Genomic DNA, 20748 nt, shown 5'->3' with positions numbered 1-20748 from the left:
GCATATATGGCGTATTGGATCGTCAAATCAGAACCGTCCGTTTATTCATTTGAACAATTCCAAAAAGACAAAACTACGGTTTGGGACGGCGTCAAAAATCCAGCCGCACTTATTAATTTGCGATCCATGAAAAAAGGTGACACCGTATTATTTTATCACAGCAACGATGGTAAATGCCTTGTGGGAACAGCGGTAGTAAATAAAGAAGCCTATCCTGATCCTAAATCGAAAAATCCTAAGCTTGTCGTGGTGGAACTGTCGGTGGGTAAAACTTTAGCTAAGCCGGTAACTCTTGCAGAAATCAAATCTAACCCGAAACTCGCTCAGTTAGAGTTGGTGCGTATCAGCCGACTGTCTGTCAGCAAAGTACCGGATACTCTTTGGAAAGAATTGATGAAAATGGCCGGTGAAAAATGATTATAAATTTATACCGGTGATCAGCCGAAGCGCTTCACGATATTTCTCGCCTGTTTTCTTAATAATATCTTCCGGCAAAATGGGTGCGGCTGTATTATTATCCCACTTAATAGCTAACAGATAATCCCTAAGAAATTGTTTGTCATAACTCGGCTGTTTATCACCCGGTTTATATTGATCAGCAGGCCAAAATCGCGATGAATCCGGCGATAAAAGTTCATCGATCAATATCAATTCACCATCTTTGATGCCGAACTCCATCTTCGTATCGGCAATGATAATACCTTTAGAAGCTGCCAGAGTTTGAGCAAATTGATAAATCTTAATGCTCGTAGCGCGGACTTGTTCAGCAACATCTTTGCCTATCGTTTTACACATTTCATCAAAGGTAATATTCTGATCGTGACCTTGTTCCGCTTTTGTCGTCGGCGTAAAAATTGGTTCCGGGAGTTTATCCGATTCTTTTAAACCTTGGGGCAAAACGACGCCGCAGACGGTTCCGGTTCTTTGATATTCGTTCCAACCTGAGCCTGAAATATAGCCACGGACAATGCACTCTACCGGCAGCGATTTCGCTTTTTCGACAAGCATACTTCGCCCTTGAAGTGCATCGCGGTAGGTCTTGCAAGGCTCTGGATATTTTTCAACATCCGTAGTGATCACATGATTTCGAATAATATGACGTGTCTGATCAAACCAAAATGAGGCCATCGTATTGAGAACTACGCCTTTTTGCGGTATTGGATCTTTCATGATCACGTCAAACGCGGATATGCGATCTGTCACTACGATGAGCAGTTTGTCACCGAGATCATACACGTCACGAACTTTTCCGCGACGCATCAATTTTAAGTTTTTAAAATCAGTCTGCTGTACCGGTGCACTAGACTTCATAATGATCTAAGCCTTTCCCAAAAAAACATTGTTTCATTTTCACCGGACTTTAAATATCCTGCTTTTTCCAATACTCGATGGGATTGGAAGTTTGATTTATCAGTCTCCGCTATCACCCGACGGACTTGACTTTGCTCAAAAGCCCAGTTTGTTATGCCTTGTAAAGCCTCTGTAGCAAGGCCAAGACCACGATACATTTCTGCCGTATCGTAGCCTACTTCGACGGTTCCCTGCATATCAGGGGATCCTTTAAACCCGATCCCGCCTACGATATTTTTGGCTTTTGTTTCGACAGTAATCCATACCAGCCACATGTACGCGCTCGGATTCTGTTCGATCAAACCGATAAAAAATGGCAACGCTTCAATCAAATCGGGAGCTGGCCAATGCTCCGGGATATTAACGCCTAGATGCTGAGCGAATTTAGTACGATTTTCACTTAACAACTTCAGTGACTCTATATCCAAAGCTTGAAGTGTTAAACGAGGCGTTGTAACTACTATTTGCCGTGGCATTGTTTATATTTTTTTCCACTGCCGCAAGGACACGGGTCGTTACGTCCAACTTTTTGTTCGGCACGTATCGGCGTTGTAGTCGATTGCACGGGTCGTTCAGCCTGCTCATCCCCGCTCCCGCTAAAGCCCATTCCTTCCGATGATGCATGCACAGCCTTCATAGCACGTGCGCGGCGAATCATTTGTTGTTCCATCTCTGCAGCCGGTTCCGCGCGAAAAACAAATTCCACAATTTCGGATGTGATGCGGTCAAGCAATTGCATGAACATCTCAAAACCTTCGGTTTTGTATTCGATCAGCGGATCTTTCTGACCATAACCGCGTAAGTGGATACCTTCTTTAAACTCTTCCATTTCACGTAGATGCTCTTTCCAACGTTCATCAATGGTCTTGAGAACGGCGATACGCTCGATACGGCGCATGTTTTCAGATGACCAAACTTCTTCGCGCTGTTGATAACGCTCCATGAGCATTCCGCGAATGTGAACGGAAAACTGCTCGGCATTTAATTTATAAAACTCATCTTGTGCAACGGCAATACCACAGGAACGCAACAGTGTCTCCGTCAATCCAACCAAATCCCAATCCTCGGGATGCGGTTGATTTTTGACAAAGCGATCATTGAGCATTTCTACAAATTCGTCCAGAACATCAAGGAACTCTACTTTGATGTTTTCACCCATCAGTGCTCGACGGCGGCGGCTATAAATGATTTCACGTTGTTGATTCATCACGTCATCGTATTCGATGAGGCGTTTACGAATGCTGAAATTACGGAACTCTACTCGCTTTTGCGCTCTTTCGACCGCTTTGGTTATCCAGCGGTGTGATATCACTTCACCTTCTTCGGCACCCAATTTGTCCATAACCCGCGCAATACGATCGGAACCAAAAAGGCGCATGAGATCGTCTTCGAGGGAAATAAAAAACACCGAGCTACCCGGATCGCCTTGACGACCGCTTCGCCCGCGTAACTGTAAGTCAATACGCCGGGATTCATGCCTTTCGGTACCGATGATCTGCAAACCTCCGGCTTCTACGACACCGGAGCCCAATTTGATATCCGTACCACGGCCTGCCATATTGGTAGCTATCGTTACGGCGCTTTTTTGTCCGGCGTTGGATATGATCTCCGCTTCACGCTGATTTTGTTTGGCGTTGAGCACTTCGTGTTTGATGCCCGTGCGGGACAGCATACGGCTTAAGGTCTCCGACACCTCGACGGAGGTAGTTCCGACCAGCGTGGGTTTACCGGCTTTATGATTTTCACGTATCAGTTCAATGACAGCGTTGTATTTTTCCCGTTTAGTGCGATAGATCATATCTTCAAAATCTTCACGCTGAATGGGTTTATTGGTCGGAATTGCCGTTACATCAAGTTTGTAAATTTCATAAAACTCAGTTGATTCCGTTGAAGCCGTACCGGTCATACCGGCTAATTTGCTATACAAACGGAAATAATTTTGAAGTGTGATAGTCGCCAACGTTTGCGTATCTTTTTCGACTTTTACATTCTCTTTGGCTTCGATGGCTTGATGTAACCCATCACTATAACGTCTTCCGTGCAAAATACGGCCCGTAAATTCATCCACAATTTGCACTTTTCCGTCTTGTACGACGTATTCGACATCTTTTTCATAGAGTGAGTAGGCCGTGAGCAATTTTTCGATACTGTGAATGCGATCACTGCGCTCGGCGTACAGCGTGCCGAGTTCTTCTTTTTTGATTGCTTTCTGATGATCGGTTAATTCTTTATTGCCGTCAATTTTGATGATTTCCTCAGATAAATCGGGAATCACAAACATCTCAGGATTGGACGGTGACAGGGCATTGCGTCCTTTTTCAGTAAGATCTATACCGTGATTTTTTTCGTCAATAGCGAAAAACAGCTCTTCATCGATTTCGTGCATTTTTTTATCGCGGAGATATTCGCTTTCGACACTTTGTATCAATTGCGCAACACCTTCTTCCGTCATGGCTTTCATCAATCGTTTGTTTTTTGGCGCACCGCGCTGTGCCATCAGCAGCTTGATGCCGGCTTCTTTATTTTTTCCTTCAGTGATCAGCTTATCCGCATCAGCCACCAATTGGCTCACCAAACGTGTTTGCAAGTCCACGAGGCGCCGTACACCCGGATTACTTTCTTCGTATTTCTGATTGGTCGGAGTATCTACAGCGCCGCTGATAATCAAGGGCGTACGCGCTTCATCTATCAACACCGAATCCACTTCGTCCACGATTGCATAATGATGCCCGCGAATCTGCACAACGTCATCGGGTGAAGTAGCCATATTATCACGCAAATAATCAAAACCAAATTCATTATTCGTACCGTACGTAATATCGCAACCGTAGGCTACACGGCGTTGCGTGGGGTTCATATCGTTAAGAATCACGCCGATCGTAAGCCCCAAGAATTCATAAACTTTCCCCATCCATTCTTTGTCACGCAAAGCAAGGTAATCGTTGACGGTAACAAGGTGGACGCCGTGTCCGGCCAGCGCATTCAAATAAACCGGCGCTACTGCCACCAGTGTTTTACCTTCACCGGTTGACATTTCAGAGATTTTACCTTCATGCAATGCGATCCCGCCGATCATTTGTACGTCGTATGGTACCATATCCCACTTTACTTCACGGCCGCAAACCATGTATTTTTGCCCAACCAAGCGTTTGCAGGCTTGTTTTACACAGGCAAAAGCCTCGGGTAAAATTTCATCTAAAATATATTGTTCCGCTTCGCGCAAAGTTTTTTCGCCAACTTTAAGTTCTTCAACCAAAGTTTTAGAACGATTCGGATCGGTATTGGTTCGTATCGTTTCTTTGATCGCCTGTACAGCGGCTATTTCTTCTTTCGTGCTTTCGCGTATCCGATCACGAAACTCGTTGGTTTTGGCGCGCAATTCGTCGTCCGATAGGGTGTCGAATTGTTGAAAGTTTTGATTGATCGCATCCACGATCGGATAGAGCTTTTTTACATCGCGTTCGTGTTTGTTTCCAAAAATCTTGGATAAAAGGCTTTGAATCATCGTATCTGTATACTCCCTGTAAGTTTCTTTTTATCGTCCGCGCAGAAGGCGTTCCGCCAATATCACCGGTAATCCCCGTTCGCGGGTTTTGCGTGCCGTGGTCTGAACATCGTACTCACTGCGAATATTTTTATAATCCCATTTTTCTGTATCAAACAATCCAAAACTCAAACGCGCATCGCCATCCCGCGGTTGGCCGACGCTGCCAACATTGATAATAAACTGGAATTCGCGGGTTATCGCCGTCGCATGCGGAGAATTGCAAAACACACGCGGCGAATGCGTATGACCTACAAAACATATCCGCTCTTGAAATGCATCGAATTCCGGTAAGGCGTCATTGATCGTAAAAAGATACGTCCACTTGGCCGGATTCATCGGCGATGCATGCACAAAGAGTAAATCCTGACGTTGGTTGCGGTATGGCAATCCTTGAAGAAAGGATAAACTTTCGGGACTCAACTGCTGATGCGTCCACCATACCGCTTGTTTGGCCACGGGATTAAAATTTTCAGTAGCGGACATATCGATTACGGCATTGTCATGATTACCCATGATCACGGTTTTACAGTGCTTGCGAATTAAATCCACACACGGTTCGGGATCCGGGCCGTAGCCGACGATGTCACCAAGGCACACAATTTCATCGGTTCCGAGTTCGCCGATAATATCCAACGCCTGGCGCAACGCTTCCATATTTCCGTGTATATCCGATATGATCGCAATGCGCATACTAATTTCCGAAGCTGATTCCGATTTGTCGAGCTGATTTTACCGTTTCACTATCCGGGTTAATATAACGGATTTTTTCGACGGCATTTTCTATGCTGACGTGAATGATTTCTTTATTACGGGCACTTGCCATATAACCAAACATTTTTTGTTGTGCCAATTCTACGGCATACGCACCCATACGCGAGGCAAAAAGACGATCAATGTGCGACGGAGGTCCGCCGCGCTGAATATGCCCCAGGACAACGCAACGCGATTCGACACCCGACTCTTTTTCGATCTGAGCGCTGACCCAGTTACCAATGCCTCCAAGACGTTCAGCCCCGCCGACGTTTTGTTCGGCCGTTTCAAGTATCATGGTTTTACCGCCGACCGGCATTGCACCTTCGGCTACCATGATGATGCTATAGTTTTTACCTTGTTCAATGCGCTTCTGTAGGTGCGCACAAACTTTGGTTATTTCAAAAGGGATTTCAGGAATCAGTATGACATCCACCGCACCGGAAATACCGGCTTCTAATGCAATCCAACCCGTATATCGCCCCATCACTTCAACGACCATAGCACGATGATGACTTTTGGCTGTAGTATGCAGTTTATCAAGTGCATCCACGGCGATGGTAACAGCGGTATTGTATCCGATCGTTACATCCGTAGATAAAAGATCATTATCTATAGTTTTAGGAATACCAACGATCGGCGCACCTTTACGCCACAAGTCACGGCTGATAGTTTGCGTTCCGTCTCCACCGACTACAATCAAGGCATCCAGTTCCAGCTTTTTGATATTGGCTAATACAACGTCGGACAGATCTTTGATCTCTGCCGTACCGTTCTTTTTGACGGGATATTTGAAAGGATTACCATGATTGGTCGTTCCCAATATCGTGCCTCCGAGACCGATAATTCCTTCAACGTCTTTAAGTTTTAAAACTTGTGTTTTAGAGGTATCGAGCAAACCTTCAAAACCGTCCTGAATGCCGATAACTTCCCAGCCGTAGTTGTTGATCGCGGAAACAGTGACTCCACGAATTACTGCGTTTAGTCCCGGGCAATCGCCCCCGCCTGTAGAAATACCGATGCGCATAACACACCTCAAATTTAAGGGACGCAATTTACAAAATTATCACCAATAAACAACCACCATTCATAAAAAAACCGGACACCCGTAAAGGTATCCGGTTTGGATAATATATTATTCCGGCGTTGCTATTGTTTTTTCTTTAGGAACATGCCCGTTATTCTCCGGCACGGGCTTTTCTCCCAGAATCTCCTCGATTTGTTTTTTATCGAGCACTTCTTTTTCAAGCAAACGCTGAGTTAGGGCTTCCAACTCCTCACGTCGATCGATTAAAAGTTGTTTGGTTTTCTCGTAAGCCATATCCACGATGGATTTGACTTCGCTATCAATTAGTTTAGCCGTTTCTTCGCTATAAGGCTTCATGTTGACGCCACCAAGGAAATTTTCACGACCTTGTTCGGTAAAGGATAAATTGCCCAATTTATCGCTCATCCCGTACATTGTCACCATACGATTGGCGATCTCAGTGACGCGTTCGAGATCATTGGAGGCACCGGTAGAAACTTTGCCTAAAACGATATCTTCCGCCGCACGCCCGCCAAGCAGACTGCACATACGCTCGATCAATTCATCTTTGGATAAAAGATATCGGTCTTCCAGCGGCGTCTGCAGCGTATAACCGAGTGCACCGATACCGCGCGGCACGATGGAAACTTTATGTACGGGGTCCGCATTTTCAAGATAATGCCCGACCACGGCGTGACCGGATTCGTGATATGCCACGATGACACGTTCCCTCGGGCTGATAATTTTATTTTTCTTTTCTAATCCACCGATAACACGTTCGATGGCTTCCTGAAAATCACTCATTTCGATGCGTTCTTTATCTTTACGGGAAGCCAATAATGACGCTTCGTTGCAGACATTGGCGATCTCCGCACCGGCAAAACCGGGCGTTTGTGCTGCAAGTGATTTGATATCAAGATCCGCCGCTAACGGCATACCTTTGGTGTGTACATTAAAAATATCCACGCGCGCCTTGAGATCAGGACGATCTAACACAACTTGACGATCAAAACGGCCTGGTCTGAGTAATGCCGAATCCAAAACATCAGGACGATTGGTCGCTCCCATGATGATGACACCTTTGTCCGTATTAAAACCATCCATCTCAACGAGTAATTGGTTCAACGTATTTTCGCGTTCATCATGGCCGCCCATCACAAAACCTTTTGCACGACTGCGACCGATAGCGTCGATCTCATCAATAAAGATGATACACGGGGCTTTAGATTTAGCTTCGGCAAAAAGATCACGCACGCGCGAAGCGCCCACGCCGACAAACATCTCCACAAAGTCCGAACCGCTGAGACTGAAAAACGGAACATTGGCCTCACCGGCAACGGCTTTTGCCAAGAGTGTTTTTCCAGTACCCGGAGGACCTACTAATAAGACACCTTTGGGAATTTTAGCGCCTAACTTGGTATATTTTTTAGGATTTTTGAGGAAATCCACAATTTCGCGTACTTCTTCGATAACCTCTTCAACTCCGGCTACGTCTTCAAAGGTAACCCGTGTTTTAGTATCAGCGGCATATATACGCGCTTTATTTTTGCCTATGTTCATCACATTGGCACCGCCGCCCATGCGTCGGAAAATAAAACCCCAAACAAAAAATAAAAGTATCAGAGGGAATACCCAATACAGTAGCAGATTTTCAAGCCAATTGCTGTCAATTACGCCTTTGTAGTTAACACCGTACTTTTGTAAATCCTCGACTAATTTTTCATCCGGTAAGGCAATTACAACAAACGGCTGACGCATGTCTTTTTTGAACGTATTCTCAAATAATTGACCGAGGCGAATACGTTCTGCCAAATCCGTAGGTTTTTCGGCTTCTTTTGTTTGCATCGCCGCTATGGCGCTATCGGATAATTTAAAGCGGCCGAATATTTTTTCACCGGTGATTTGCACTTCATCCACGCGACCGGCCTGAAGACTATCCCGAAAGGATTTATAGGAAACTTCAACATCCTGATTGGAAGAAAACAATATCGGATTGAGCAGCATAAATACCAGCAATATGCCGATAATGACTGGTATTTGGTATTTGGAGTTCATTCGACTAACCGGTTACCTTTCTGTATTTATTTACTTCGCGCAGCGATCTTTTTACGTAGCATTTTTTTTGACTTTATTTTTCCGTTACCATGCGAAGAATGACCCGCACGTTTTTCCGGTCGTAAAGCATTTTCGATGACTTTAGAAACCTCATTCACAGGTATAAAGGTCATTTCTTTACGAATCTGTGCAGGTACTTCATCAAGATCTTTTTCGTTTTTATCCGGCAAAATGATCGTTCGCAATCCCGCACGATGAGCCGCCAAAATTTTTTCTTTTACTCCACCGATTGGCAAAACCGTACCGCGTAATGTGATTTCACCTGTCATGGCGACATCATTGCGAACGAGTCGATCCGTCAGTAAAGAATACAACGCCGTGTACATCGTGATACCGGCCGAAGGACCGTCTTTGGGTATAGCCCCGGCAGGAACGTGAATATGTATATCAATCTTGTCAAAATCTTCCGTGATACCCAATACATCGGCTTGCGACTTGATTTGACTTAAAGCCGCTACGGCGCTTTCTTTCATTACATCGCCGAGTTGACCGGTCAATGTAAGCGCACCTTTTCCGCGCATTTTACTCGCTTCGATAAATAAAATATCCCCACCGGCAGCCGTCCACGCAAGCCCTGTGACAATACCCGGTTTTTTGATACGTTCGGATGCATCGAGAAAAAACTTCGCGCGACCGAGGTATTCGTGAAGATTTTTTCCGTCAATCGTCTTCTTCGTAATTTTATTTTCCGCTACTTCACGCGCCACACCTCGGCAAACCGTTGCCATTTCACGTTCCAAGTTTCGTAAACCGGCTTCCCGTGTATATTCGCGAACTATCAAACGGACGGCATCTTTAGTAAAACGAATTTGATTTTCTTTCAGACCGTGTTCTTTGGTTTGTTTTGGGATGATAAATTTTTCAGCAATCTTAATTTTTTCTTCTTCCGTGTAACCCGGAATTTCTATGACCTCCATACGATCGCGAAGCGCCGGTATGATCGGGTCAGCTAAATTGGCCGTAGCAATAAAAAGCACTTTACTCAAATCAAAAGGTACTTCGAGATAATGATCAGAAAACGAATTATTTTGCTCCGGATCCAAAACTTCCAGTAACGCACTTGACGGGTCACCCCGAAAATCCATTCCTACCTTATCAATTTCATCCAGCATGAAAACAGGATTGGATGAACCGGCTTTCTTTATTCCTTGTAACACACGACCGGGCAATGCACCGATATAGGTACGACGATGACCACGTACTTCCGCCTCATCGCGAATACCACCCAAAGCGACGCGCACAAATTTGCGTCCAAGAGCATTGGCAATAGAGCGTCCCAGTGATGTTTTGCCTACGCCCGGAGGGCCAACAAAACATAAAATCGGCCCACGCATATCATTCTTAAGTTTACGAACAGCAAGGTATTCAAGAATACGTTTTTTAACCTTATCCAATCCAAAGTGATCCGAATCTAACCTCTCGTGCGCTTCTTTGATATTGAGGTTGTCTTCAGTAAAAATATTCCACGGGATATCAATCAGCCAATCAATATATGTGCGCGAAACCGTGTATTCGGCCGCCATCGGCGACATGCGGCCGAGACGTTCTAATTCTTTTTTAGCTACCTCCAACGCCTCTTTAGGCATGTTGGCTTTTTCTACTTTTTCGCGTAATTCTGAAATTTCCGGATTACCGGTTTCGACTTCGCCCAGCTCGCGCTGTATGGCTTTGAGTTGTTCACGCAAATAATATTCGCGTTGCGTTTTGCTGATCTCGTCTTGTACATCGCTCTGAATTTTATTACCAAGTTCCAAAGTCTGAAGTACTTTGGTAAGCATGATATGTGTCTGCTCCAGTCGGATTTTGACATCCAAAATTTGAAGTATGCCCTGCTTTTCATCCGTAGGAATATTGAGCGCTGCTACGGCGGCATCGGACAATCGCCCAGGTTGTTGAATATTCAGAATCATCGTCGTCTGCTCGGCCGTGATATACGGCGCAAGTCCCGACATTTTTTGAAAAATGTTTTTGATGTTATTCATCAACGCGTCAATTTCCAGGTCGCTCGCCGGCGCAGGAATATCGCCCAGCTCGGTTACATTGGCAATCCAGTACGGATCTTCCTGTATAAAATCGTTGATGCGTATGCGTTGAACACCCTGCACGATGACGCTTTTGCTCCCGTCCGGCATATCAAAAACACGTACGATCGTCGCGGCCACACCGTATTCGTACATTTCGGTTTGAGACGGATTTTCGATAGCGCTTTCTTTTTGAGCCACGACACCGATCAGACGATTGGCATCGGCGAATTCAGACACCAAACGTAATGTTTTATCGCGCCCTATCGACAACGGCATGATTTGCTGCGGGAACAGCACCGTATTGCGCAGCGGAATGATCGGCAGCGAATCGGGCACCTGGCCGCCGCGTTTTTTCTTTTCTTTGGTGGAAATTTGTTCTTCCAGCGTTTTCGTCATAACCTTCCTGGTTGATTAGAAAAAAAGCATCAGGAAAAGTCCTGATGCTTTTCTCTAAGATCGGAAATTTTATTTTTTAATTCGGTATATTAAACGCGATAAACATCGAAGTTCCTTTGCGATTGACGAGGAACAACGCGGTATCACCTTTACTGATCTTGTTTACAGCTTCTGAAAATTCTTTAGTGGACTTGATATCCGTACGACCTACGCGTTTGATAACATCACCTTCGCGCAGACCGCCTCGGAATGCCGGACCATTTTGGTCAATCGATGTGATCACGACGCCGCCTTCTTTGGCATTAAATCCGTATTTCTGCGCCAAATCGCGACTGAGGTTGGCAATGCCCATACCCAGTCTTTCGGCATTTTTCTTTGCGGTCGAACTTTCTTCTTTACTGGCCGCTACGGGTTGTTCTGACGGTGCTTCGCCGAGTACAACCTTGATCGTCATATCTTTTCCATCACGTATAACGCCGAGATCAACCGATGTTCCGGGGTTTTTGTTTACGATATTTTTTCGAATTTCAGCACTGTTCTCAACCGATTTGCCGTTAACTTTGGTGATTACATCGCCTTGCTGCAAACCGGCTTTTTCTGCAGGGCTGTCTTCCATGATCGCGGCCACTACGGCGCCTTTTGGTTCTTTCAAACTCAGCGCTTTGGCCATCTCTTCGGAAATATCCTGCATTTGTACACCGACATATCCGCGAACGACTTTACCATTTTTGATCAATTGATCCATTACCGATTTAGCAAGGTTCGAAGGAATCGCAAAACCGATGCCTTCGTAACCACCGCTTTTCGATAAAATCGCAGCATTGATACCGATGAGTTCTCCGGTCATATTCACCAAAGCACCGCCGCTATTACCGGGATTGATTGCGGCATCGGTTTGCAGAAAATCCACGTCGGTATCCGAGTTAATGGACGAGCGCGCAATACCGCTGACAATACCGGCTGTTACCGTATGGCTAAGCTGTTTGCTAAACGGATTGCCGATCGCGACAGCCCACTGGCCCACTTTGATCTTATCCGAATCGGCAATCTTTACAGCGGGTAACCCTTTTTCATCAATCTTGAGAATAGCTATATCCGTGCGCGGATCCGTTCCGATAAGTTTGGCTTCGTATGTTTTTTCATTGGACAAGGTAACTTTGATCTTATCCGTATTATCAATCACGTGATTGTTGGTAATGACATATCCGTCTTCACTGACGATAACGCCCGACCCGAGACCACTCAATTTTTGTTCCTGGGGTTGTCCACCGCGCGGAGCGCCAAAGAACTGTTGAAAGGGATCATTATCGCCAAAAAAATCACCGAACGGATTAAATTGACGGGAATCTACGCGAACGGTTTTTTCCGTTTCGACCGTGACAACACTCGGAGTAACGTATTCTGCAACGGCCGAAAATCCTTCACTGAAATCCTTCATTGTCGCCATCGTTTCTTCCAGTTTGGCGCGTTGCTCGGATTCCGCCGATGCTTTGCCTTTATGCGTAAAATTGAAATTGGCCGTCAAAATCACGCCGGCGACAATACCGATAATGATGAGGGAAAATCCAGCAATGAGTTTTGATGAACGTGTGCTAACCATGGTTAAGACCTCCATTCGTTGTGCGATGTTGTTTACGATTATTATTTACGCACAACGTCATGTCAAAGTTTTGTTAATTTTTTTTAATCAATGTAAAATCTGAAAATTGTTACCACTTTAAATCCAAACTCTTAGCAAAATTTTCAAAAAGCTCCTTTTGATGTTTGTTCAAATGTCCCGGGATTTTTGTTTTGATCGTAACATACATATCGCCATGATTGCGCGAAGTTTTAACACCAAAACCGGAAAGCTTTAATATCGTACCGGGTTGTGTGCCGGGCTGTATTTTGACATCGATCGCATTGCCATATACGGTGTGTACACGTACGCTGCTCCCAAGCATCAGCTGCGCAAGATTGGCCTGCACATCCGCATAAATATCAATTCCTTTGCGAGTAAATGCTTTATCCGGCTGCACGCGAATCGTCAGGTTAATTGAACCGATATTCGGATTTTGAATTCGCAACACCTCGCCGTCCTGTATGCCCGCGGGGATTTTAACGCGTAAATTTTGGTTACCATGTTGCCGTAACGTAAAATCCACTTCACCGCCCTGAATTGATTTTTCAAATGTAATGGTCAATTCAACCCGCTGGTCCGCCTCTGAAGTATGCGCGCCGCCTTTTCCAAAGAACATTTCATCAAATAAATCCGAAAAACCGCCTGAACTTCGAAAAGAAGCGTTCTGTCCGCTAAATCCGAAATTGCGCATGAAATCATTCAGGTCAAAATTATCGCTTCCCGAAAAGCCGCTGCCCTGGCCGCCAAAACGCCGCATCGTATCATATTCTTTACGTTTTTTGACATCGCTTAAAATATTATACGCCTCGGACATCTCCTTAAATTTCTCCTCGGATTGCTTATTGCCCGGATTGCGGTCCGGATGATATTTTTTGGCGAGATTTTTATACGCCGCTTTAATATCCTCCGACGAAGCCGATTCCGGCACACCGAGTATTTTATAATAATCTTTCATCGTTACGCATTAACGGGTAATAAGTCCGTACTGCTGTTCTTCCCATTGTTTGAGTTTGGCAACACGCTCCTCGGTCGTCGGGTGCGTGCGAAACAAATTAACAAACCCTTTGCCCGAAAGCGGACTTACAATAAACAAATGCGCGGTAGCCTGATTGGCGTCCATGGGCAGACGCAGATTGGTCTGCTCCAGTTTAATCAGGGCATTAGCCAAACCCATCGGTTTACCGGATATTTCAGCACCGGCCTGATCGGCTAAAAATTCGCGCGAACGCGAAATGGCTAATTGTATCAGCATCGCTGCGATCGGAGCCACTATGGCTATGATCATAGCACTCACGATATTACCGCCGCCGCCATTATCTTCGTCATCGGAACGGTTAAACCCGCCGAAAATAGCCGCCCATTGGGCCATACTGGCCAAGGAGGAAATAGCTCCTGCGATCGTCGCCACGATGGTACTGATCAGAATATCCCGGTTTTTGATGTGACCGAGTTCGTGCGCAATAACACCTTCCATTTCATCATCACTCAAACGGGCCATAATACCTTCGGTCACCGCTACGGCACCGTGCTGGGGATCGCGCCCCGTAGCAAAAGCATTGGGCGTATCGGTAGGAATGATGTACACGCGCGGCATCGGTAAACCGGCACGCTGGGCAAGGTTTTGTACCATGCTATACAACTTGGGTTGATCGGCGTACTGCACTTCTTTAGCACCATACATGCTGAGTACGATCTTATCACTGAACCAATACGTTACAAAATTCATCAACCCCGCCAAAATCAAGGCAATGATCATTCCGCTTTTACCGCCGATCATCATGCCGATAAAACCAAAAAGCAGAACGAGTGTCGTGAGGAAGAACATCGTTTTGAACGTGTTCAGGATTTTCATAGGTTTTCACCTGTCATTTTAGTTGCACCGTCGTCCGTAAACCCACGCCGGTAAATGATTTCAACTGCACTTTGGCATGAGTTTTTACGGATGCCTAAGTGCTTATTAAAAAATCGTTACTCTTTGCCCGATTTTGATCCGCTGTCCGAGCCGCTGTTCTTTTTATAGTCGGTAATGTAGAACCCGGAACCTTTGAACATCAGGCCTGAACCGGCGCCAATTTCTTTCACTGCCGGTTGTCCGCATTGCGGGCAAACCGTCTCGGGGCTATCATTGATACCATGAAATTCTTCGAAAACATGGCCGTTTTTGCATTTATAATCGTATGTCGGCATTTTTCACTCAAAAAACTTTTTGGTTAAAAAATTAAATAAGTTCGGCTCAGATAATACCAAGTCTAATTTGGATTTTTCAGCGAACAAATTTTTTGACTGCGTGTCTATCTCTTTTATTTTTTTAGCAATATCGTATGATATATTATTCATTTTAAATTCATTTACTAAACTGGTTACTTCTTATTTTCATCCACCACTTCATAATCGGCCTCTTCGACTTTTTGGCCACTCTGCTGTTGCGCACCACCGTCTGTCGGACCGGCACCGGTCGCGCCCTGAGCACCGGCACCTGCCTGATACATTTTAGAAGACACTTCATTCCAAATCGCACTGAGCGACTCCATGGCCGATTTCATCGTGTCGGTGTTATCCGTAGCGATGGCGTCTTTCAGTTTTTGCATTTCACCCTCTAAGCGTGATTTGCTGTCCGCATCGACTTTATCTCCGAATTCTTTGATATTTTTTTCCGTCTGATACGCCAAGCTTTCAGCCTGATTTTTGGTATCGATTTTTTCACGACGTTTTTTGTCTTCTTCGGCATGTTCCTGCGCTTGATTGACCATACGATCAATCTCGTCTTTGTTAAGACCGGACGACGATTCGATACGAATTTGCTGCTCTTTATTGGTCGCTTTATCTTTGGCCGTTACGTGCAAGATACCATTGGCATCAATATCAAATGTCACTTCGATCTGCGGTACACCGCGCGGCGCAGGCGGAATGCCCATCAGTTCAAACCGACCCAGTTCGCGGTTATCGGCAAACATTTGGCGTTCGCCTTGACCGACGCGAATCGTTACCGCCGTCTGACTGTCGGCCGCTGTTGAAAAAATTTCGCTCTTCTTCGTCGGGATTGTCGTGTTGCGCGGAATCATCGCGGTGAATACCCCGCCCAACGTTTCAATACCGAGTGAAAGCGGTGTCACATCAAGCAACAATACGTCTTTGACTTCGCCCGCAAGGACGGCACCCTGAATAGCCGCACCGACGGCGACCACTTCATCCGGGTTAACACCCTTGTGCGGTTCGCGTTTGAAAAGGTCTTGCACAAGCTGCTGGATTTTGGGAATACGCGTCGAACCGCCGACGAGAATAACCTCATCAATCTGCGCATATTGCAAACCGGCATCTTTCATCGCCTGCTCGACCGGTTTGACGGTACGTTGAATCAACGAATCGCAAATTTGTTCAAATTTGGAACGTGTCAATGTGATGTCCAAATGCTTCGGCACGCTGTCTACGGCCGTGATGTACGGCAGATTGATCTGCGTCTGCTGAGAGCTCGACAACTCAATTTTAGCTTTTTCAGCCGCATCTTTGAGGCGTTGCAAAGCCATCGGATCTTTGCGAAGATCTATGCCTTCATTTTTCTTAAATTCGTCCGCAAGATAATTCATGATCAGATCATCAAAATCATCGCCGCCAAGATGGGTGTCACCGTTGGTCGCCAATACTTCGAAAACACCGTCGCCGATTTCGAGAATGGAAATATCAAATGTACCGCCACCAAGATCATAGACGGCTATTTTTTCGTTTTTCTTCTTATCCAGACCGTAGGCCAACGCCGCGGCTGTAGGTTCATTGAGAATACGCAATACATTGAGGCCTGCGATTTTTCCGGCATCTTTTGTCGCCTGACGTTGCGCATCATTAAAATAAGCCGGCACGGTAATAACGGCATCCGTTACCGTCTGACCGAGATAGTCTTCCGCAGTTTGTTTCATTTTTTGAAGCACCATAGCCGAAATTTCCGGCGGTGAATACATAATATCCGCTACTTTGACACGTGCCGTATTATTATCGCCGGCTGTCACTTCGTAAGGTACACGTCCACGCTCACTGGTTACTTCGTCATAACGACGACCCATAAAACGTTTGATCGAAAAAATCGTATTTTTGGGATTGGTGATGGATTGACGTTTGGCCGGATTACCGATCAAACGCTCACCGTTTTTGGTAAAACCCACAACCGACGGCGTTGTACGACCACCTTCAGAATTTGCAATGACAACCGGTTGACCGCCTTCCATAATCGAAACACATGAATTCGTTGTTCCGAGATCGATTCCGATTACTTTACCCTTTGCCATACCATTACTCCTTTTATTTTCAAATGTTTATTTTAAGTAAACTTTTTTACCTGCCATTAATTTAGCAAAGCTTGTGCCGCTAATTTTAATATTGATTTTAAATAACTTACGATTAAATCTACTGAAAAATTGTCATATAAAGTGAATTTAGTGACAAAAAGACACCGTGTCGCTTGTCTAATTGACAAGACGTCATATCGCTTAATTTGAAGCGTTTAGATAGGAATTAGGAGGCTTAGTACGGCGATAGAAATAGTTACAATTTTTGCAAGTACAATTTCGATAAATTAATAATTTAATCTTTCCATTTTTGTAAAACTGGATGCAAAGGCGCTTCGACAGAACCTAATTCCGCTAAAGCAATTATGGCATCCGTAGCAACACGGCCTTGCGGACCTAGAAATAATGCACGCAGATGGGCTTTAGCCAAAACTACCCCGTTTCTTTCGAAACGCTGTTCCACATAAATCCATTTGGCATCCCAAGTGAGAACGTGTGTCGCAATATCAAATTTTTGAAAAGGATCTATTGATTTCAGAAACTGGATTTCCACTCCGCCTAGTACAGGAAACCATTTTCTTTTGGGTAATTTCCAGAGCATTTGCATTTCCGCCATCAGATACGTACGCCCAAGGTCCATGAGTGTAAGGTAGCGCCCGTTATTGAGGTGCATATTGATGTCGCAGTCATGTGGCCACACTCTAAAACTCAACCGGCTTTCGTCGAAAAGACCTATTTTCTTTTTGCAAAAAAAAGATTTCCAAAAAACACGCAACATACGAATCCACAAATTCATAAAGTATCCCCTGATATATAAAAATCAAAACCAGCGCCGGAGACGCTGGTTTTTTTCAACGTAATATTTTATTTCAGATCACATGATGCCTTTTTTCATTGCTTCACGTGCAGTCATACCGCCGGCCATTTCGACGATTTTATTATCATAGTGATCCGCAATACGTGCTACGGATTTGATCGAAGCGGAAAATTCGTTTTCATCCAGATTGGCGCCGGCCAGCGAGTGACCGAATATAATCGTTCCGTCAAATGACAATCCAAATGAACCGAAGTGTAATGTCGCATTTTCACGCAACAAAAACTTCATCAGTTCGTCCGTTAAACGCGCATCCTGAACCACATAAGCAAATGATTCGACGACAATATCACCGGCGTGCCACGGACGCAAGACCGTTTGAACAACCGTAGAGCCCTCAAATACGAGGAATCGCCCGTCATCGTGTTTTTCATAGCTCTTACCATAGATACGTTTGATATATGTCTCTACTTTACCCAATACCTTGGCGTGCAATTGATCCGTGGTTAACTGTTGCTTTTTGACTCCGGCTGCTTTTTTAGCAACTTTCTTCGTTGATTTTTTTGGTGCAGCCTTAGCTACTTTTTTGACTGCTTTTTTTACGACTTTTTTAGCCGCTTTTTTTGGCGCTGATTTTTTCTTTGCCATGAGACCGTGCCTCCGCCGTATTGAAGTAATTGTATTCTAAAAATTATTGACCTGAAAACAATGATTGGATCAAAAATCGAAAAAAAAACAAACAAAGTCAATACGCTTTCGGTTCCAGAGCCGCATAAATATTTCTTCGTAACCCTGCAAATTTAGTGCGCTTGACCGCGCTTTTGCGGAATTTTAAGCGAAAATCATATTCAGTCAAGTTTTGCCAAGTCTGTAACGAAACATTGATGTTTTCCATACGTGGAGTAAAACGGGCTTCCCGTGTAGGTTTTTCAAATTTGATATTCCACGGGCAAACATCCTGACACACGTCGCAACCATATATCCAGTTTTGCAAATGTGCAACAAGGCTCTCGGGCAACTGCTCTCCTCGGTGTTCGATCGTATAGTATGAAATGCATCGCCCGGAATCTACAACATACGGATGGATAATCGCTTGCGTGGGACATGCATCAATGCATCGTGTACATGATCCGCAAAAATCCGCGATCGGCATATCTGGCTCTATATCAACATTGACGATCAGCGATCCGATAAAAAACCATGAACCCAATTCACGTGAAATAACATTGGAATGTTTGCCTTGCCATCCGATACCTGCCTGTACGGCCCAATATTTATCCATCATCGGCGCCGTATCAACACACACCTTGCCTTCGATCTGCGTATCGTGCAAACAAAGTTTATTTAGTAGCATATACAACTTATCTTTTAACACCTCATGATAATCTTCGCCCCATGCGTACTGGGAAATTTTTCCGGTATTTTCTGTCACAGAACGTGCTTGAGGCTGGTGATAGTTAAGTGCCACAACGATTACAGAGCGGGCACCCGGAAACAACGTGCGCGGATCAATGCGTTTTTCTAAGTGGTTACTCATCCACTGCATGGACGCATGGTAACCTTGATTCAACCAACGCTTTAGATATTCCGCCTGTGTAACGTGAGCCGCTGTAGCGAATCCGATTTTATCAAACCCCAAATCCCGGGCTTCTTCACATATAAGCTCTTTTAATTTTTTATCGGCCATAAGTTTTATTGCTATTGTTCATCTAATATACACCGATATCAAAAAAAATCGCATATGAAATTCATATGCGATAACTATGCTAATATATGAATTGGCCCTCAACCGGATGTTTTTGGATTTTCCCTGTGCCGCCGCATACGTAAAAAAACAAACCTGATCACTAGACCGAAAACAATAAAAACAGGTATTCCGGCGATCAAAACGGTGATCGTACTGCTGAGGACATTGGCAAAGCCTTTAAAACCGTCCGCAAAACCTTCAGCGATGGTTGCCCAAAACCCTCCGCTCGCGCTGACCGTGACGGGATAAGCTTCGTGCATTTGTATATTGATCGTAGAATATTTGACCCGATCCGAGAGAAATTGTTTACGGCCTTCCGCTCGTTCGATTTCTTCACGAATTCGGTTTAATTCACGCTGCACTTCTAATACATCCGAAATCGTACCTGCACGCCGGAGGATTGCTTGTACTTGTTCTTCTTCAAGACGTTTATTGCGAAGCCGCGCTTCCAGATCGTAAAATTCCTCTGTTATATCTTGTCCTTCAACGCTTTCTCTTTCTGTTTTTTGACCTAAAGTTTTAACCCCGGTCATGGCCGTATCAAAGTGTTCACTCGGAATACGTATGGTCCAGTTTCCCTCTTTGACATCGGCGTAAGGTACAGACGTAGATGAATGTGCAACAAATCCTCCCCACGCCGTAACCATGGTCCTAAGCTTGGAAACTGTTTCGTCATAGTTTTGAACTTGTATCTGAAGTGAACCGTTCTTTATGATAATACGATCCTGCTTTTTTTCCGCAGCGTACAACGATGCGGTTGAGCTATGTTCATGGCGATCAGCTATCGGTGACGCATCCGCACCTTGTTCATTTAATGGTGCCTGAATATTTCGCATCGCTGCACCGGCTTGCGAGTGCGGTTCACTCTTATCGGCAAAATTCACTTTTTCGCCGCATGCGACTATATACATAGCCAAACAAAAGAGAATGCTGCGATTCATGCTATCTCCACGGTTTTATGAATAACCGATTTTATTTATTTAAAGGATATGTTGAATTCTTGATGATAATCGCTCTTATGATTGCGTTTTGTATTAGAAACGAGCTACGCAGTAAGGTGTATGAAAAGAGCGATTTTCG

At 44.9% G+C, this 20748-nt stretch carries 17 protein-coding genes; 1 reads left to right on the top strand and 16 read right to left on the bottom strand.

The genetic code is table 11. The annotated features are described in order from the left end of the window. Positions 1-6 precede the first annotated feature (6 nt). Positions 7-417, top strand: coding sequence for an EVE domain-containing protein (locus HUU58_11000; GenBank protein NUN46198.1), 411 nt, complete (start codon positions 7-9; stop codon positions 415-417). Here HUU58_11000 and HUU58_10995 read toward each other — a convergent pair whose 3' ends face one another. From HUU58_10995 to HUU58_10920, 16 genes are all read right to left on the bottom strand, one after another. Continuing rightward, the gene (locus tag HUU58_10995) at positions 418-1311 is read right to left on the bottom strand and encodes a phosphoribosylaminoimidazolesuccinocarboxamide synthase (GenBank protein ID NUN46197.1); all 894 of its coding nucleotides are present in this window, start codon (positions 1309-1311) and stop codon (positions 418-420) included. Further along, on the bottom strand, positions 1308-1826 hold the full coding sequence (locus tag HUU58_10990; GenBank protein ID NUN46196.1) for a GNAT family N-acetyltransferase: 519 nt from the start codon (positions 1824-1826) through the stop codon (positions 1308-1310). The genes HUU58_10995 and HUU58_10990 overlap by 4 nt, the downstream gene beginning before the upstream one ends. Beyond that, positions 1811-4855 carry a preprotein translocase subunit SecA gene (gene secA, locus HUU58_10985; GenBank protein ID NUN46195.1) on the bottom strand — a complete coding sequence of 1015 codons (3045 nt, stop codon included), beginning with the start codon at positions 4853-4855 and terminating at the stop codon, positions 1811-1813. The genes HUU58_10990 and secA overlap by 16 nt, the downstream gene beginning before the upstream one ends. A gap of 30 nt (positions 4856-4885) precedes the next feature. Further along, positions 4886-5587: a metallophosphoesterase family protein gene (locus HUU58_10980; protein ID NUN46194.1), complete on the bottom strand. Its 702-nt coding sequence runs from the start codon at positions 5585-5587 to the stop codon at positions 4886-4888. A gap of 1 nt (position 5588) precedes the next feature. Then, a complete protein-coding gene (locus HUU58_10975) occupies positions 5589-6674 on the bottom strand; it encodes an ATP-dependent 6-phosphofructokinase (GenBank protein ID NUN46193.1) in 1086 nt (361 codons plus the stop codon). Between the two features lie 108 nt (positions 6675-6782). Further along, on the bottom strand, positions 6783-8729 hold the full coding sequence (locus tag HUU58_10970) for an ATP-dependent metallopeptidase FtsH/Yme1/Tma family protein (GenBank protein NUN46192.1): 1947 nt from the start codon (positions 8727-8729) through the stop codon (positions 6783-6785). 26 nt (positions 8730-8755) lie between these two features. Beyond that, positions 8756-11209, bottom strand: a complete 2454-nt coding sequence (gene lon, locus HUU58_10965) for an endopeptidase La (protein ID NUN46191.1) — start codon at positions 11207-11209, stop codon at positions 8756-8758. Positions 11210-11285: 76 nt separating this feature from the next. Then, positions 11286-12809: a DegQ family serine endoprotease gene (locus HUU58_10960; protein NUN46190.1), complete on the bottom strand. Its 1524-nt coding sequence runs from the start codon at positions 12807-12809 to the stop codon at positions 11286-11288. 109 nt (positions 12810-12918) lie between these two features. Then, on the bottom strand, positions 12919-13785 hold the full coding sequence (locus HUU58_10955; protein ID NUN46189.1) for a J domain-containing protein: 867 nt from the start codon (positions 13783-13785) through the stop codon (positions 12919-12921). 9 nt (positions 13786-13794) lie between these two features. Continuing rightward, positions 13795-14682, bottom strand: a complete 888-nt coding sequence (gene htpX / locus HUU58_10950; GenBank protein ID NUN46188.1) for a zinc metalloprotease HtpX — start codon at positions 14680-14682, stop codon at positions 13795-13797. 116 nt (positions 14683-14798) lie between these two features. Beyond that, a complete protein-coding gene (locus HUU58_10945) occupies positions 14799-15017 on the bottom strand; it encodes a zinc ribbon domain-containing protein (protein ID NUN46187.1) in 219 nt (72 codons plus the stop codon). A 173-nt stretch (positions 15018-15190) separates the two neighbouring features. Next, positions 15191-17107: a molecular chaperone DnaK gene (dnaK, locus tag HUU58_10940; GenBank protein ID NUN46186.1), complete on the bottom strand. Its 1917-nt coding sequence runs from the start codon at positions 17105-17107 to the stop codon at positions 15191-15193. A 295-nt stretch (positions 17108-17402) separates the two neighbouring features. Then, a complete protein-coding gene (locus HUU58_10935; GenBank protein NUN46185.1) occupies positions 17403-17903 on the bottom strand; it encodes an acyl-CoA thioesterase in 501 nt (166 codons plus the stop codon). A 78-nt stretch (positions 17904-17981) separates the two neighbouring features. Beyond that, the gene (locus HUU58_10930) at positions 17982-18569 is read right to left on the bottom strand and encodes a YbjN domain-containing protein (GenBank protein ID NUN46184.1); all 588 of its coding nucleotides are present in this window, start codon (positions 18567-18569) and stop codon (positions 17982-17984) included. A 97-nt stretch (positions 18570-18666) separates the two neighbouring features. Further along, positions 18667-19608 carry a tRNA epoxyqueuosine(34) reductase QueG gene (gene queG, locus HUU58_10925; GenBank protein NUN46183.1) on the bottom strand — a complete coding sequence of 314 codons (942 nt, stop codon included), beginning with the start codon at positions 19606-19608 and terminating at the stop codon, positions 18667-18669. A gap of 98 nt (positions 19609-19706) precedes the next feature. Beyond that, positions 19707-20609 (bottom strand): DUF4349 domain-containing protein, encoded by a 903-nt coding sequence (locus HUU58_10920; protein ID NUN46182.1) that lies wholly within the window; start codon positions 20607-20609, stop codon positions 19707-19709. Positions 20610-20748: the final 139 nt, after the last annotated feature.

Source organism: bacterium (assembly GCA_013360215.1).
Classification (GTDB): domain Bacteria; phylum CLD3; class CLD3; order SB21; family SB21; genus JABWCP01.
The sequence above is the reverse complement of the archived record's forward strand: the minus strand, read 5'-3'. Positions and strand labels throughout refer to the sequence as shown.

Bases quoted from the DNA above. Each gene is read 5' to 3' on its own strand.
- HUU58_11000 (NUN46198.1), top strand. From the start codon at position 7: ATGGCGTATTGGATCGTCAAATCAGAACCGTCCGTTTATTCATTTGAA.
- HUU58_10995 (NUN46197.1), bottom strand. From the start codon at position 1,311: ATGAAGTCTAGTGCACCGGTACAGCAGACTGATTTTAAAAACTTAAAA.
- HUU58_10990 (NUN46196.1), bottom strand. From the start codon at position 1,826: ATGCCACGGCAAATAGTAGTTACAACGCCTCGTTTAACACTTCAAGCT.
- secA (NUN46195.1), bottom strand. From the start codon at position 4,855: ATGATTCAAAGCCTTTTATCCAAGATTTTTGGAAACAAACACGAACGC.
- HUU58_10980 (NUN46194.1), bottom strand. From the start codon at position 5,587: ATGCGCATTGCGATCATATCGGATATACACGGAAATATGGAAGCGTTG.
- HUU58_10975 (NUN46193.1), bottom strand. From the start codon at position 6,674: ATGCGCATCGGTATTTCTACAGGCGGGGGCGATTGCCCGGGACTAAAC.
- HUU58_10970 (NUN46192.1), bottom strand. From the start codon at position 8,729: ATGAACTCCAAATACCAAATACCAGTCATTATCGGCATATTGCTGGTA.
- lon (NUN46191.1), bottom strand. From the start codon at position 11,209: ATGACGAAAACGCTGGAAGAACAAATTTCCACCAAAGAAAAGAAAAAA.
- HUU58_10960 (NUN46190.1), bottom strand. From the start codon at position 12,809: ATGGTTAGCACACGTTCATCAAAACTCATTGCTGGATTTTCCCTCATC.
- HUU58_10955 (NUN46189.1), bottom strand. From the start codon at position 13,785: ATGAAAGATTATTATAAAATACTCGGTGTGCCGGAATCGGCTTCGTCG.
- htpX (NUN46188.1), bottom strand. From the start codon at position 14,682: ATGAAAATCCTGAACACGTTCAAAACGATGTTCTTCCTCACGACACTC.
- HUU58_10945 (NUN46187.1), bottom strand. From the start codon at position 15,017: ATGCCGACATACGATTATAAATGCAAAAACGGCCATGTTTTCGAAGAA.
- dnaK (NUN46186.1), bottom strand. From the start codon at position 17,107: ATGGCAAAGGGTAAAGTAATCGGAATCGATCTCGGAACAACGAATTCA.
- HUU58_10935 (NUN46185.1), bottom strand. From the start codon at position 17,903: ATGAATTTGTGGATTCGTATGTTGCGTGTTTTTTGGAAATCTTTTTTT.
- HUU58_10930 (NUN46184.1), bottom strand. From the start codon at position 18,569: ATGGCAAAGAAAAAATCAGCGCCAAAAAAAGCGGCTAAAAAAGTCGTA.
- queG (NUN46183.1), bottom strand. From the start codon at position 19,608: ATGGCCGATAAAAAATTAAAAGAGCTTATATGTGAAGAAGCCCGGGAT.
- HUU58_10920 (NUN46182.1), bottom strand. From the start codon at position 20,609: ATGAATCGCAGCATTCTCTTTTGTTTGGCTATGTATATAGTCGCATGC.